Genomic DNA, 11,131 nt, shown 5'->3' with positions numbered 1-11,131 from the left:
CTGCGCAGCTGGCCCGCCGCGCCGCCTCGGCGGCGGACACGGCAGGCCGCCCCATGGCCGCCGCGAACGCCGCGCTGCCCTGGCCCGAGGAGCCGCACATGACGCTCTGGCAGGCCGCCACCATCCTGCGCGAGCACCGCGGCGACGGCCACATCGCCGCCCTCCAGGCCCATGGCCTCGGCCCCACGGAGGTCCTGGTCTCACACGCTGCCGTCGGCGCCGCGCCGGCGGACGTGTTCAGCAGCAGGCAGTGGACCGATGAGGAGTGGACCGCCGCCGGCGAACGGCTCGCCGCCCGCGGCCTCGTGGAAGCCGATGGCAGTGCCACCGACGAGGGGCTCCGGGTCCGCACCGCGGTCGAGAAGCTCACCGACGAGCTCGCGGCCGCCCCTTGGGACGTGCTCACACCCGGTGAAACGGCCCGGCTGGCCGAACTGCTCGTACCGCCGGTGCTCGACATCGTCGGCGCCGGGCTTCTCCCGATGCAGAGCACCCTCGGCATCGGGATGAAGTACGACTACGAGTGAACGCCGGCACCTGGCTCCTCAGCCGCCGGGGCGTCGCGCCCGACCGTGCGCAGGAGCCGGCCGACGAGGCGATCGGCGGACGGTTCGCGAGCTGGACAGGCCCCGACACGGTGCTGGGCCCTTGAGGAGTGACCGGTCGACCCGGCGGGGCTGAGCGCACTGGTCGGGGCGATCCCGCGTGGGCCCGGCGATACCGTTGTGTTCCCAGGCGCCAATCTCCGACTGCCCGACTGGAGGAGCAGGTGGGGACAGGGACCGATGGTCGGGTGATCCGCAAGTACCGGCTTCGAGTGGCACAGCCGGTGTTCATCACTTTCACCCTCGGGCTGCCGGGCGCCCAGTTGGCGCGATGGATCGTGCCGGAGGACGACCCGCCCCCGGCTTTCAGGGCCGGCATGCTCGTGCTGCTGGGCACGGTGTATCCCGGCATCATCTGGTTCCACCGGGCGGCGACCATCGTGTACCGGGACCACCTCGCAGTACGCCGGCTGTTCCGGACCCGCAGGACGGTGGGGTCCGACGTGTTGAGCAGCGAGAGCGGTTCGGCTTCGCGCAGGACGACGCTGCTCGACCGAGAGGGCCGACTGTTCGCACTGCCAGGAGGCGTAGGGGCACGACCTCACGAGGTACGAGCCATCAAAGACAGATGGGTGCGGTCCCGTGGCGAGGGCTGGACGCCCCCGGCCGACGCCTTCGTACTGGCGGCCCGACACCGTGCTTCGGCGCGCGAATCTGCGATGGTGTGGTCCATTCTCCTGGCCGTAGGGCCGTTCCTTGTGCTGCTGGTGTCCGGGCTCGTCCTTGAGGCCGGAGAGGGATGGGACGGCGACGAGACCCCGTGGTTGTTCCAGGCGATCGGCTTCGTATCAAGCCGGCCCGTGGGATCGACGCCGTGGACGGTGCGCGTGGCGTGGTTGAGCCCGATTCGCAGCGATCAAGGCATCCGCCAGGGTGGATCGTTTCTTCAGGGCCGTGGAGTGGCCGCATCTGCCGCTCGGTGCGCAACTGCCCGTGAAAAACTGGGAGCATGATCGGTGGACCGTCCGAACACCCCGAGCTCTGGGTGTTTTTGGAGTCACTGCGCTGCGGCGAGCTCCTTTCCGGCACCGTCGCAGCGATCGAACGGTTCGGCGTGTTCGTGACGCTGGACGACGGACCCGGCCACCCCCTCTTCCCCGGTGTCGGGTTCATCTCCTTCGCCGAGTTGTCCTGGCAGCACTTCGAAACGGCGTCCGACATCGTGGAGGTCGGACAGCGTGTCACATGCGAGTTCCTCCAGTTCGACGACTGGAACCTGGAGGCCAGACTGTCCCTGAAAGCGATGCGGCCGGATCCCTTCCAGGCGTTCGCCGACAGCGTCGTGGTGGGGCAGGAACTGCGCGGGCAGGTCACCAAGCTGGTCCCGTTCGGTGTCTTCGTCCAGGTCACCGACGCAATTGAGGGGCTGGTCCACCTACGGGAGCTTGCCCGGACGCCTGCGGAGGATCCGTCGGACCTTGTCCACGTCGGCGACGAGGTCGCGGTCGTCGTCACTGAAATCGACCGGCGGCGGCGCACGCTGTCCCTTTCCCGGCGACAAGCTTCATCTGATCACCGGTGACCCCTTCACGGCCCATGAGACCCCCATGCGCGAGATTCTTCGAAGAGCGGCGCCGGTACCGGGGGTTCCCGGCCTTGATTCACTCGTTCGGTCCCATGAGTTGGCTGGAGTGACTCCCGTCGGCCTATCGTCGCCACGTGTGTTCCAACCGTGACGCTAAGCGGTTGGCCGGTGCCCGATGCGACGGTCGAGCAACGCTCGCCGTAATTCCGGGCTGCCAGGCACCAGCGGGCAGGCGCCCTTCCGGCATGGCCCCCCGCCACGGGCCTGGTCCTCAACCACGAGGAGGACGTCCATGTCGCGTTTCGTTCCCTCCAAGCCGAGCCGCATCAGCCCGCGTTTCCGCTGGTGGTCGTTCGGCTCGGCGCTGCTGCTTTCGGTCAGCGCGGTGGCGCTGTTGCTGCTCCCAGCCGGCGAGCAGGCAAAAGCCGAACAACCCAGGGCAACCGTCGCCTCCAGCAAGGACGTCGCCGCCTCCGCACTCACCGGAGGCGGAGTGTCCGAGCTGACGAAGTGGGAGTACGCGACCGTACCGCTGCTGTCCAGCGCGACAAAGCAGATCCTCGACACCTGGGGTGCAGACGGCTGGGAACTCGTCCAGGTCGTGCCCAGCCGTCCCGGCGCCGAGGACGAAAAACTCGTGGCCTACCTGAAGCGTCCGGATTTCCAGTGACGAGTCGGTGCGTGGCCGACGCCACCGAGGCGTTCCGCGCAGTCATCGCGCAGCACGGCGTCGCCGAGGCCTTCGACCGCGACTGCGACGGCTTGCCCTCGGACGCCGACAGCGCACACCGGGTGGTCTGATCCCGGATCAGCGTATCGATGTCGGGTGGCTCCTGGACCGGCAAGAGGAGCCGCTCGGCAAGGAACTCACCGCGCGGGACTGCGCATCGACGGCGACCGCCGGATCACCGTCCGGATCCCGCTGAGCCTGCGTAGGAGGTCCCGATAAAGCCGTTGGACGTGTCGGTGGGTGAGATGAGGCAGGCGGCGAGTCCGAGGAAGGCCTCATGGATGTCGTCGCGCCGTTCCCAGCGGATCCCCAGGCGGCGGAAACCGTGCGGCCAGGAGATCGTTCGCTCGACGACCCGGCGGAAGATGCCCGGGCCGGAGCCTTGGGGCTGACCGCGTTCGGCGATCACGGGCCGGCTGCTGTGTTTCCACAGCAGCCGCCGGTACTCGTCGTGGTCGTAGCCGCGGTCGGTGAAGGGCATGTCGGGTCGCCCGTCCGGCCGCAGGCAGAGGCGCGGGTCAGGCCCGCAGAGCCGGGAACGTGACTTCGGTCAGCCGTTCGCCCTCACGCCACAGCCAGGCGCCCAGGTCAGGGCTGTCGGCGCCCGCGGGCAGGGGCGTCGGCCTGGGGTGCCGGACGTTTGGTCCCGCCCTGCGGGGCCGATGAAGCCGCCGTTGGCGGCATCGGGGTGGGTGGCGGCATACGGGGAGGGCCAGGCGGCACCGTCGGCGGAGCCCATCAGGGTGCGCGCGACCAGGGTGACGAACAGCCGCCCCATGACTTCATGGGCCACGGCGCCGCCGCCGGTCAGGACCGGACCCGCACCGCCTGCACCCCGGACGATCACCAGCGGCTGACCGTGCTGAAAGCGACGTACGACCCACGGAACACCTTCCGCCTCAACTGCAACATCCCGCCGCTCACCGGTGCATGACATCGACTCCCGGAGAACGCGATGACACCGTCGTCCGCGCCCGGCACCGTGGCGCGGTCCCGTCCGCCGGCGGCTGCCCGGCTCCGTCACATCCTCGCCCTGGACGCGACCGGGATGATCGTGTCCGGGCCGGTCTGCATTCTTCCCCCGGGCGTCTCGCCCGGCCCCTGGGGGTCGGCGGCACACTGGTGATCACCGTCGGCGGCCCGATGCCGACGATCGGCACGGGCGTCGCCCTGCCGGCCGTCTGCGCTCGTCCGCCGTTCGTGCGGGTGCTGCTGGTGGCCGTGACCGGGCCGCGTGGGTGGCGGCGAGCATCGACCCCCTCGCCCCCGACCGGTTCGTCAACGTGTCCCACTGGACGAGCCGGGAGGCAAGGGAGGCGGCCACCGCGGATACCGAGTTCAGCAGACGCGCCCGAGCCGCACAGCAGGACCCGAGGACGCGGATCACATCCAGCCGAGGCCTGTACGACGTCGCCGTCGAGGTCTCCGCCGCGGCAACGACTCCGGGACAACCTCACTGACCCACCGCACCGGCCCCCGCGGGACCGGCATCGGCCCGGCGGAGCCACCGGCTCACCCGACCGGATGGGGGCGGCGAACGACCCCAGGCGGTGGGGGCTGACATTCCGGCGGCCGGACAAGCGGGCCGTCGAGCAGGACGTGGAAGCGGTCCGTGTCCGGCATGAGGAGGCCTGGCCGGCGATCCGGGCCCGAGCCATGGCGGAGGACGGGGACGTCCTCTTCAAGGACAGGACTGTGTGCTGAGCTCCTGGCGCACGTCCAGGCGGCGCAGCCGGACACCGAGCTGTTCCGGATCCCGTGTCGTACGGTCCGACGCCGCGGGCGCCCACCGTCCGCAACGGACCTCACCGAACCCGGCGGTGCCGCCGGTACGGCCGAGGGATCCGAACCGCTACCGGGGATCAGGCCGCGACGAGCTCCTGCTCGCGTTCCGGCGTCTTGACCTTGGGCTTCCTGTTCGGCAGCGAGAGCCGGAAGACCTTGTGCCACGCGGAGAACACCTGCTTGGGCAGCGACCCGGTGACGTACTCCAGCTCGTATTTCTCGAACAGCGCGCGCACCTTCACCGCGACCTCGGCGTACCGGTTGCTCGGCAGGTCCGGGAACAGGTGGTGCTCGATCTGGTGGGAGAGGTTGCCGGTCATGAAGTGCATGGCCTTGCTGCCGCTGATGTTCGCCGAGCCCATCATCTGGCGCAGGTACCACTGGCCGCGCGTCTCACCGTCGATCGACCGGCGCTCGAAGACCTGCACGCCCTCGGGGAAGTGCCCGCACATGATCACCGAGTGGGACCAGAGGTTGCGGACCAGGTTCGCGGTGAACGTGGCGGCGAGCGTGGTGAGGAACGACGGGCCCGACAGCAGCGGGTGGATGACGTAGTCCTTGAGCACCTGCTTGCGGATCTTGCGGCCCACGGCCTTGGCCCGCGTGCGGAACTCCGGGTCCTTGCGGCGGCGCTTGCGCAGGTTCTTGCCGAGCTCCAGGTCGTACGCCGCGATGCCGTACTCGAAGAAGCAGGCGTTGATGAAGTTCCACAGCGGCTGGCCGAGGTGGAACGGGTGCCACTTCTGGTCCTCGTCGACGCGCATGATGCCGTAGCCGAGGTCGTTGTCCTTGCCGATCACGTTGGTGTACGTGTGGTGCAGCTCGTTGTGCGAGTGCTTCCACTGGTCGGACGGCGAGACGTGGTCCCACTCCCAGGTGGTGGAGTGGATCTTCGGGTCGCGCATCCAGTCCCACTGGCCGTGCAGGACGTTGTGGCCGATCTCCATGTTGTCCATGATCTTCGCCACGGACAGACCGGCGGTGCCGATCACCCACGCGGGCGGGAAGAACGAGAACAGCAGCACGCCCCTGCTGACCAGTTCGAGCTTGCGCTGCGCGGAGATGACCTTGCGGATGTAGGCGGCGTCTTTCTCGCCGCGGCTGGCGATCACCTCGTCGCGGATCGCGTCCAGCTCGCGGCCGAGCTCCTCGATCTGCTCCGCGGTCAGGTGGGCGGTGGGGTCGATGGCGGTCAAGGTGCTCCTACCGTTCGATGTCGCAGGGGCCCGCCGCGGCGGACACGCAGGTCTGGATGAGGACGCCCGGCTCGGCCTCGGTGATCTCGCCGGTGCGCAGGTCACGGACGGCACCCGCCTTGAGCGGCGTGATGCAGCCGAAGCAGATGCCCATGCGGCACCCGGAGGGCATGAGCACGCCGGCCTCCTCGCCGATGTCCAGCAGCGGCGTGGCGCCGTCCGCGTCGACGGTCTTGCCGGTGACGCTGAACGTGACCTCACCGCCGTCGCCGGCGACGACGATGCCGGGGCGGAAGCGTTCGGTGTGCAGGCGCTCTTGTACGCCGTGCTCGCTCCAGTGCTCTTCGGCGGCGTCGAGCAGGCCCGCGGGCCCGCAGGCCCAGGTCTCGCGCTCGGCCCAGTCGGGCACGAGTTCGCCGAGGCGGGCGATGTCGAGCACGCCGTCCGTGGCGGTGTGCACCTCGGTGAGCCGCAGCTTCTTGTCCGCGACGAGCTCGTGCAGTTCGTTACGGAAGATCACGTCCTGCGGCCGGGGCGCGCAGTGGACCATGACGACGTCGTCGAACTCGGTGTCGCGCAGCATGCCCATCACGGGCGTGATGCCGCTGCCGGCCGTCAGGTAGAGCACCTTGGCGGGCTTGGCCCGGGGCAGCACGAAGTCACCGGTCGCCTGGTCGAGCTGGATCAGCGTGCCCGGTTTCGCCCTGCGGACCAGGTGGTTGCTGACCTTGCCGTCCGGGATCGCCTTCACGGTGATCGTGACGCGGCCGTCCTGGCGGTTGGTCGGCGAGGTGAGGGAGTAGGCACGCCACAGGCGCACCCCGTCGACGTCGACCCCGATCCGCACGTACTGACCCGCCGTGTGGCCGCGCCAGCCCCGCCCCGGCCTGATCACGATGGTCGCGGCGTCACCCGTCTCGGGGTGCACGGCCTCGATGCGCCCACGCAGGTCGGCGCCCGCACGCAGCGGGCTGACCAGGTCGAGGTAGTCCGACGGCAGCAGCGGCGTCGTGACCATCTCCAGCAGTTTCCACGCCCTGCTGCGCAGGGCTGTACTCGTCATGACTCCAGCTTGCTGCGCCTCAAGGCGTAAAGTCCTGACCGCAGGACGTAAATCTGGTCGGCTGAATTGTTCGCAGGGAACAAAACGTGAGCCATGCAATCCGGAGGGCCAGCGAACTGGCCCTGGACGAGACGACGGTCACCGCACTTCGGGCCTCGCTGAAGACCACCGCCGACGAAGTCGTCCAGGCGATCATCGACGAGGTCCCTTCCTACGCCAACGCCCTTTCGGGCCACATGGGCGCCACCATCCGCCGAGCCGTCCGCACCGCCCTGGGGCACTACCTCGACCTCGCGAGCGGGAACGCCACAGGCGGTGACGCCGGCGACGCGGCCTACGAACTGGGCCGCGGCGAGGTCCGCGACGGCCGTTCGATGGACGCCCTGCTCAGCGCCTACCGCGTCGGCGCCCGCGTGGCCTGGCGATGCCTGGCAGCGGGTGCCGTACCCGCAGGCCTGCCCGCCGCCGAGGTCGCCAAGTTCGCCGAGCTGACCTTCGCCTACATCGACGAGCTCTCCGCCGCGAGCGCCGCGGGCCACGCCGACGAACTGGCCGCCCAGGGCAGGGCCCACGAGCGCCACCTGGAACACCTGGCCCGCGACCTCCTCGCCGACGCGAGCCCGGACGTGCTGCTGGCCTCCGTCCAACGGGCCGCGTGGCAGCCTCCGGTTTCGCTGACCGCGGTCCTGCTGCCCGCCGCCCAGGCCCGGCCTGCCTACCGCACGCTCGACCCGAGCACCCTCGTCCTCGACGATCTGCCGGACGCCACCGGTGTGCTGCTCGTCCCCGATGCGGACCGATCGCGTCTCCTGAGGCAGCTGACCGACCGCACCGCCGTGGTCGGCCCGGCCCGGCCATGGACCCGTGCGTCCGCCTCCTACGCGCGAGCCGTACGCGCGCGCTCCCTCTCCCCTGATATCCGCGACACCGAGGACCACCTGCCCGAGCTGGTGCTGAGCGCCGACATGGAGGCGTTCGCAGACCTGCGTGCCCGAGCCCTCGCACCGTTGTGGGCCCTGCCGGTCGCGACCGCACGGCGGCTGGAGGAGACGTTGCGGGCGTGGCTGCTGCACCAGGGCAGGCGGGAGGATGTGGCGGCGGCGTTGTTCGTCCATCCCCAGACGGTCCGGTACCGGATGTCACAGCTGCGGGAGCTGTTTCCGGATCTGGCATCGCCACAACGGGTCCTTGAACTGACGCTGGCGGTCGGTCTTCGGGGCAACTGACGAGTACTACCTCCACCACCTCGTTCCCGGTGCCGTCAGATGGCTCATGCGGCCCGGGGAAGAGCGATATGAGTCGGCTGGACCGGGGGTGGTGCGAAAACCGGACAAGGCCCCGGGAAGCCCGTCGGGGGCGCTGCCTCTGAGAAGCGCGGTGGCGGATACGGCCCGACTGGTTCCGGTGGACGATGCGCACCGGCCCGCTCATCGGGCATCCGGTCGGTGAGCTGGGCCGCCATGCCCTGGGAAACGGCTTTCATGTCGTCGTGGAGAGCGCTGTTCTGGCACGGGCTGCCCCACGGGCGTGCGGCGGGCCGCAACCACCGAGCCGAGGAAGCTCTTCTCGACGACGGTGCCGTCCGTGGCGATGCCGTCGGCGAACTCGGTGAGGACCCGCCGCCGGTGGAGCGGTTCGTGCTCCCCGCACAGCCAGTCGGCCCAGACCGTGCGCGGGTACGGCTCAGGGTCGGCCCCATGCAGGCGGCCAGTGATGTCGGGCAGGCCGGCCGCGAACGCCTCGGCCTCCTTGACGACGTGGTGGAAGACCGGCGTCCGACGGAAGCCTTCCTCGACCGAGGCCTTCACCAACGCCGTCTGGAGCGCGGCGAGCCGGGCCCCGCGGACCTCGTCCGAGCGGCCCTCCACACCCAGCAGCTGCGAGGCTTGAAGCCGGGTGTCGGTGATGTCCAGGCACACCCCCTGGTACGGCGCGCAGATCCCCCGGTCGATCGCCTCGGACAGCGTCAGCGTGTAGCAGCGCGCCCCGGACGGCCCGTCCGGATCGTCCTCCATCGAGGCCACCAGCTCACCTGGCGCGTCCTGCCCTGCGTCCTCGTCGGGCTGCCACAGCCGGGGCGTGGCGGTCATGTACAGACGCCGCAGGGCGGGGATGCGGGTGTTGTCGTGGACGACCGCCCACGGCCTGCCCGGCCGCCCGGAGGTCCGGTGTGCCTCGTCGACCACGATCAGGTCCCAGCCCGGAAGGCCGACGGCGTGCGCGCGCTCCAGCGTGCCCAGCCCGAGCGAGGCGTAAGTAGGGAATCAGCACAGACACCAGGGGTACTCCCCGCCTGCCACTGTCCACCCCGCGGGAGAGAGCCATGACACGGACCATTGGGAACAGCGAGGGCAACCGGTTCTGCAAGGCGTGCGGCACGCCGGCCGAGGACGGCGAACTGTGCAACCACTGCGGCGCCGTTCTGGACCTCCCCGACGGTGCAGGGCTGGTCGAGGACCAGGGTGCGGCAGTACGACGCGACTTCGAAGGACGCACCCGGCAGCAAGGGCAAAGGTGAGCGGAACCCGCTCTGCTGAACAGCGTGCACCAGGGCACACAGACCGGCATGGCACCCAAGACTGACCGCGTCATGTCCCTGCGGGCCGTGCGGCAGCTGCGCCGGGTCCGCGCCTTCTGCACGGGGGCGTCCCGCTGCGGGCGACATTGACCGCCTGGACGGGCCGGCAGTTGCCCGACAGCCGGTAGGTGTGGGTGCCCGCCCTCCTCCTGGCCGTCCTCAGTGGTCCCCTGCCCACAGTCTCCCTGTGGCCACAACGCCTCCGGACCGCAGGGTCGCGACGTCCCGCACACCACGCCGCATCACGAAGCTCTGGATCCCTCGCTCGTTTCCTGAGTCTGTGTCAGGAAACTCGAAGATCCATGAATCACGATGTGATCGTGCAGGCCTCCTCCGAAGACAGCGGCACCAGCCCGGTCCCCGTCTTGTTTCTGTGCCTCTTCCTGATCATGGGCCTGGTCCAGGTCGTACGCCCTCAACTGCTCTGGCGGGTAAACAGTCGTCTCCAGCGTGGCTGGGTGAAGGATCCCGACGCGACCGAACCCACCAGCAAGGGGTATGCGATGCAAAGGGTGACCGGGGTGCTCTTCTTGGCAGTCGCCACATGGATGCTCATCCGGAACATCTGACTGCAAACCAGTCCCTCCCCGGACCACCTCCGTGTATCTCCGAAGCCGGGTGGGACCGCCCGTTTTCGGCCCTCTCCCAAGGGCCGGGAGGCAAGGGGCGGGCAGGGGGTAGGCGGATGGGTATGGATGGCACACGACTTCGACAGGACGAGCAGAACTCACAGGAGACCCGTGCCCGGGGGACGATGCGGATCTGGCGGTGGGCCAGGTGGGCGGCCCTTGTGCTCACGGCCGGCTGGGCGGTGAACTGGATCGTCAATCTCATCCAGGGCGAGCAGGGCCGGGACCTGTGGTGGCCTCTGGTCAGTACCGTCATCTGGACGGCGTTGACCGTGCACGGCTTCAGGACCTACCGCCGGATCAGGACAACGACCCTGCCGGCCATCACCAACCGACCGCCTGCCTGACCACCTCGGCCGGCCCGCTCCCGGTCTCCTGCCGTCTTCCGGTACCTGGTCCGTGACCAGAAAGGTTCGCCGGAGCAGGGGTGCCGTTGACGAGCGGCGAACCAGGCGACGAACAACCCACCGACAGATTCCCGGGGCAGGTTTACTCTTCCGGGTCGGCAGCCCCTTGCGGTGCCTCTTTTGCCGTGGAGCCTCGTGGTCGGCCTGGCGGTCGCCGGTGCGCGGCGTGCGGGGCCCGCCGGTCCGGCTCACTTCCGTGCGATGAGCAGGGCCCCCGGACCGTTCTCGAAGTCCCCCGCGACCACGCGTCCGGTGCCCCGGAAGGCCTCGGTGCGCAGCTGGAAACGGGCGGGCTCGCGCTGTCGAGGGACGTGCATTCGCCACGGTGCCCCCGCGTCGTCACCGGACGGTACCGCGAGGTTCAGTACCGCCTCGCCCGGCTGCGGCATCAGCCGGCCTTCGTCGGGGGCACGGTACTGGGCCAGACGGAGCATCGCTGGGCCGGAAAGCCCCGCCTCCCGCGAGACCGCACGGGGGTCCAGCCCACCACCGGCATCCGGGAGCGGAGGAAGCACCTCCTGCCGGGTCCTTCCGTGCAGCATCTCCCGGAACCTCCGGTGCACCTCCCCACTGCACCTGCCGATCCACTCGTCGACCAGCCGTTCGAACGCCG

Annotated in this window: 12 protein-coding genes and 4 pseudogenes; 10 read left to right on the top strand and 6 right to left on the bottom strand. The window is 69.8% G+C overall.

The annotated features are described in order from the left end of the window. The 4 genes and pseudogenes from B7767_RS03575 to B7767_RS44340 form a co-directional block, all read left to right on the top strand. Nucleotides 1-527, top strand: a pseudogene (locus tag B7767_RS03575) (hypothetical protein); the annotation flags it as partial. Nucleotides 528-793: 266 nt separating this feature from the next. Then, the gene (locus tag B7767_RS03570) at nt 794-1,558 is read left to right on the top strand and encodes a hypothetical protein (protein ID WP_085570822.1); all 765 of its coding nucleotides are present in this window, start codon (nt 794-796) and stop codon (nt 1,556-1,558) included. After that, nucleotides 1,555-2,127, top strand: coding sequence for a S1 RNA-binding domain-containing protein (locus B7767_RS03565; RefSeq protein ID WP_085570821.1), 573 nt, complete (start codon nt 1,555-1,557; stop codon nt 2,125-2,127). The genes B7767_RS03570 and B7767_RS03565 overlap by 4 nt, the downstream gene beginning before the upstream one ends. A 505-nt stretch (nt 2,128-2,632) precedes the next feature. Next, nucleotides 2,633-2,800 carry a DUF4177 domain-containing protein gene (locus B7767_RS44340; RefSeq protein WP_107485780.1) on the top strand — a complete coding sequence of 56 codons (168 nt, stop codon included), beginning with the start codon at nt 2,633-2,635 and terminating at the stop codon, nt 2,798-2,800. Nucleotides 2,801-3,035: 235 nt separating this feature from the next. Here the strand turns inward: B7767_RS44340 and B7767_RS03555 are convergent, their stop codons facing one another. Further along, on the bottom strand, nt 3,036-3,341 hold the full coding sequence (locus B7767_RS03555) for a transposase (protein WP_085570819.1): 306 nt from the start codon (nt 3,339-3,341) through the stop codon (nt 3,036-3,038). Between the two features lie 303 nt (nt 3,342-3,644). On the opposite strand from B7767_RS03555, the gene B7767_RS44335 reads away from it, so the two are divergent. Both B7767_RS44335 and B7767_RS47695 read left to right on the top strand, forming a co-directional pair. After that, nucleotides 3,645-3,794, top strand: a complete 150-nt coding sequence (locus B7767_RS44335; protein ID WP_107485777.1) for a BBE domain-containing protein — start codon at nt 3,645-3,647, stop codon at nt 3,792-3,794. 611 nt (nt 3,795-4,405) lie between these two features. After that, nucleotides 4,406-4,552, top strand: a pseudogene (locus B7767_RS47695) (IS630 family transposase); the annotation flags it as partial. On the opposite strand, the pseudogene B7767_RS47690 reads toward B7767_RS47695, so the two are convergent. The 3 genes and pseudogenes from B7767_RS47690 to B7767_RS03530 all read right to left on the bottom strand — a co-directional run. Further along, nucleotides 4,542-4,646: pseudogene (locus B7767_RS47690) on the bottom strand (DUF6207 family protein); the annotation flags it as partial. The pseudogenes B7767_RS47695 and B7767_RS47690 sit on opposite strands and share 11 nt — an antisense overlap. A 76-nt stretch (nt 4,647-4,722) precedes the next feature. After that, complete coding sequence (locus tag B7767_RS03535) at nt 4,723-5,841, bottom strand: acyl-CoA desaturase (RefSeq protein ID WP_085570817.1); 1,119 nt, start codon at nt 5,839-5,841, stop codon at nt 4,723-4,725. Between the two features lie 7 nt (nt 5,842-5,848). Then, nucleotides 5,849-6,859 carry a ferredoxin reductase gene (locus B7767_RS03530; RefSeq protein ID WP_107485778.1) on the bottom strand — a complete coding sequence of 337 codons (1,011 nt, stop codon included), beginning with the start codon at nt 6,857-6,859 and terminating at the stop codon, nt 5,849-5,851. A 131-nt stretch (nt 6,860-6,990) separates the two neighbouring features. Between B7767_RS03530 and B7767_RS03525 the strand changes: the two genes are divergently transcribed. Further along, nucleotides 6,991-8,130 carry a CdaR family transcriptional regulator gene (locus tag B7767_RS03525; RefSeq protein WP_085570815.1) on the top strand — a complete coding sequence of 380 codons (1,140 nt, stop codon included), beginning with the start codon at nt 6,991-6,993 and terminating at the stop codon, nt 8,128-8,130. A 318-nt stretch (nt 8,131-8,448) separates the two neighbouring features. On the opposite strand, the pseudogene B7767_RS03520 reads toward B7767_RS03525, so the two are convergent. Continuing rightward, nucleotides 8,449-9,168: pseudogene (locus B7767_RS03520) on the bottom strand (helicase); the annotation flags it as partial. Between the two features lie 59 nt (nt 9,169-9,227). Between B7767_RS03520 and B7767_RS03515 the strand changes: the two are divergent. The 3 genes from B7767_RS03515 (at nt 9,228) to B7767_RS03500 (ending at nt 10,458) form a co-directional block, all read left to right on the top strand. Then, nucleotides 9,228-9,422, top strand: a complete 195-nt coding sequence (locus tag B7767_RS03515; protein WP_085570814.1) for a hypothetical protein — start codon at nt 9,228-9,230, stop codon at nt 9,420-9,422. A 362-nt stretch (nt 9,423-9,784) separates the two neighbouring features. Continuing rightward, nucleotides 9,785-10,051, top strand: a complete 267-nt coding sequence (locus B7767_RS03505; protein ID WP_085570824.1) for a DUF6199 family natural product biosynthesis protein — start codon at nt 9,785-9,787, stop codon at nt 10,049-10,051. Nucleotides 10,052-10,173: 122 nt separating this feature from the next. Then, nucleotides 10,174-10,458 carry a hypothetical protein gene (locus B7767_RS03500; protein ID WP_085570823.1) on the top strand — a complete coding sequence of 95 codons (285 nt, stop codon included), beginning with the start codon at nt 10,174-10,176 and terminating at the stop codon, nt 10,456-10,458. Between the two features lie 248 nt (nt 10,459-10,706). Here the strand turns inward: B7767_RS03500 and B7767_RS47230 are convergent. Then, a partial coding sequence (locus tag B7767_RS47230; protein WP_218775772.1) for a hypothetical protein occupies nt 10,707-11,131 on the bottom strand: 425 nt, incomplete at its 5' end.

The organism is Streptomyces sp. 13-12-16 (assembly GCF_002114215.1).
In the GTDB taxonomy this organism is placed as follows: domain Bacteria; phylum Actinomycetota; class Actinomycetes; order Streptomycetales; family Streptomycetaceae; genus Streptomyces.
Note: the sequence above shows the minus strand (reverse complement) of the source record. Positions and strands in the feature narration are given on the sequence as shown.